Consider the following 2,331-nt stretch of genomic DNA (forward strand, 5'->3'; position numbering starts at 1 on the left):
CAGATGTTCGCCGCCGCCTACGGCGCAGACGCGAAGATGGGCAGCGAAAAGCTCAAGGCCGCGGTGCCCTTCGTCTCCCAGATCATCCAGCACACCGCGCCCTTCGCCGGCAAGAGCATCAAGAACCAGGCGCTCTTTACCCAGGCGGTGACGCAGATCACCTCCAGCTTCGCGGACCTGCTCAACTCCCTGGGCGACTGATGAACTGCTGACCGAGGGCGTGGTCGGCTGCCTGAACGACTCGGCGTGGTTCAAGGCCCAGTACGGCTCCGCCAACTCGCGCAAAAGGAAACGGCAGGCCGCCCGGCCTGCCGTCTTTTTTCTTGTCTGCGGGAATCCGCGTCCATCCGCGGCGAAGAAGCTCTTACCCGATATCCTCGTTCCAGCCTTCCAGGTACTTGGCCACGGCGGCGAGGAACTGGTCGGCCACGGCGCCGTCCACGATGCGGTGATCGTAGCCCATGGAGATATGGCAGATGGAGCGGATGGCGATGGAATCGCTTCCGTCTTCGGCCGTCACCACCACCGGCTGCTTCTTGATGGAGCCCACGCCCATGATCGCCACCTGCGGCTGCGGGATGATGGGCAGCCCGAACATCTGCCCGTAGCTGCCCGGGTTGGTGATGGTGAAGGTGCCGCCGGCCACGTCGTCGGGGGCCAGCTTCTTGGCGCGCGCCCGCTCCGCCAGGTCCAGGATCGCGCGCTGCAAGCCCAGAAAGTTCTTCTCCTCGGCGTTCTTGATGACGGGCACGATCAGCCCCCAGTCCAGCGAGACCGCCACTCCCAGGTTGATGTTGCGGTGGTAGCGGATGTTGTCGCCCTCGACCGAGGAGTTGACGATGGGCACCTGGCGCAGCGCCTGCACCGCCGCCCGGCAGAAGAAGGTGGTGAAGGTCAGGCGCGAGCCGGTGCGCTGCTCGAAGGCCGCCTTCTCGCGCTCGCGTAACTGCACGATGCGGGTCATGTCCACTTCGAAGACGGAATGCACGTGTGCGCTGGTGCGCTTGGATTCCACCATGCGCTCGGCGATCTTCTTGCGCATGGCGCTCATGGGCACCAGCTCTCCGGGAATGACCGCGGGCGCCGCCGGGACTGAGGGAGCCGGCATCGCCGGGGCCGCGGCCGCGCGCGTGGGCGCTGGAGGAAGCCCCGCCGCCGGCGCGCCCGCCCCGTGCTTCTCCAGGAAGCTCATGATGTCCTGCTTGGAGATGCGGCCGCCCAGGCCCGTGCCCGGCACCTGCGCCAGGCTGATGCTGTGTTCCTTGGCGATGCGCCGCACCAGCGGGGAAGAGCGCACCCGCCCGCCCTCTTCTCCGGGGAACTCGATGACCTCGCGCGCTGCCGCCGCGGGAGCAGCCGCTGGCTTGGCTGCGGCGACCGGAACTGGCGGTGCCGGTTTCGCCGCCGCTGGTGCGGGAGCCGGCGCCGCCTTGGGCGCCTCCGCCTTGGCCGGGGCCGGGGGAAGCGCCGCCACCACCGCCGCGCCTTCCGCGTCGATCACGCCCACCACCGTGTTCACCTGCACGGTGGTGCCTTCCGCCACCTTGATCTCCTTGAGCACGCCCGAGGCGGGCGCGGGGATCTCGGCGTCCACCTTGTCGGTGGAGATCTCGAACAGGGGCTCGTCGCGCTGCACCTTGTCGCCGGGCTTCTTCAGCCACTTGGTCAGCGTGCCTTCGAAGATCGACTCCCCCATCTGGGGCATGATCACATCGGTCGGCATATGGTTCTTTCCTTACAAATGAGGGTGGGCGCCCAACGCAGTTATTGATTATATCTCGCCACGAGCTTCGCCCTGAGCGCGGGAAGCTGGTAGTGTGTCAGCTTGACCTTGGCCGGCGGTACTATGAGGAGTGGGATGTGCCTGATAACTAGGCGGCTGGGTTGGTGGGCAAGCCACGGCGAAGAGGCTGCCAGCGGCCCCGGGAAGGCAAATTGCGGAAAGGCTGTTGTCGCCCAATGGAAGAAGGACCTTAAGAACCAATAGCTTACGTGAGACTGGCCGGATTCTTGTGACCGATCCCACTTGCAATCCGTCTAATTATTAGTAGACTTTTGTCCCTGCAATCACCCGTCCTGCATCACCTGATGTAGGATGCAAGTGTCGCGAGGTACGAAGATGCCATGTGCAGACATTTCCGATGCCGTGTACAACGCACCGCGGAACTGCTGGCTTGCCCTTAACGAGGAGCAATCCAAAGTACTCGGCTACGGTGACACCCCCGACGAGGCAATCGACGCTGCCCGCAAGAATGGCGAGGACGAACCGGTCCTCATCTGGGCGCCTAGCGAGTGGATCCCGTCGGTGTACTGAAGCCTCTCTTGCGAAAA

Annotated in this window: 2 protein-coding genes; one reads left to right on the forward strand and one right to left on the reverse strand. The window is 64.9% G+C overall.

The genetic code is table 11. The features are described from left to right. The coding region (locus tag VEG08_09710; GenBank protein HXZ28257.1) for a hypothetical protein at positions 1–201 on the forward strand (201 nt) is incomplete at its 5' end. 163 nt (positions 202–364) lie between these two features. On the opposite strand, the gene sucB is transcribed toward VEG08_09710, so the two are convergent. Further along, positions 365–1,723: a 2-oxoglutarate dehydrogenase, E2 component, dihydrolipoamide succinyltransferase gene (sucB, locus tag VEG08_09715; protein HXZ28258.1), complete on the reverse strand. Its 1,359-nt coding sequence runs from the start codon at positions 1,721–1,723 to the stop codon at positions 365–367. Positions 1,724–2,331: the final 608 nt, after the last annotated feature.

The organism is Terriglobales bacterium (genome assembly GCA_035624475.1).
GTDB lineage: Bacteria > Acidobacteriota > Terriglobia > Terriglobales > Acidobacteriaceae > DASPRL01.